This window comes from Solihabitans fulvus, from assembly GCF_008386585.1.
GTDB lineage: Bacteria > Actinomycetota > Actinomycetes > Mycobacteriales > Pseudonocardiaceae > Solihabitans > Solihabitans fulvus.
The window spans coordinates 1-280 of record NZ_VUOB01000429.1; the positions used below are offsets into that span (position 1 = coordinate 1).

Sequence of the window (280 nt, forward strand, 5' to 3'; positions counted from 1 at the left end):
GGTACACGAAGCACAGAGAGGTGGCTCCGGCGGCACCACCGGAGGCCAGATTACCAGCGAAGTAACGCCAGAACTGCGTCTTCTTGTCAACACCGCCGAGGAACACCTGCTTGTACTTGTCCTTGAAGGCGAAGTTGAGCGCCTGGGTCGGGAAGTACCTGATGACGTTGGCGAAGTTACCACGCCAGAATGAAAGGAGACCCTGCTCCTTGGGGATACGGACGAAGGCATCGACGATACCCTTGTAACGCTGGTCGGCGGCGATCTGCTTGCTGACGTG

At 58.2% G+C, this 280-nt stretch carries 1 protein-coding gene; it reads right to left on the reverse strand.

The features are described from left to right. On the reverse strand, positions 1-280 hold a 280-nt coding region (locus F0L68_RS46235; protein WP_149855494.1), incomplete at both ends, for an MC/SLC25 family protein.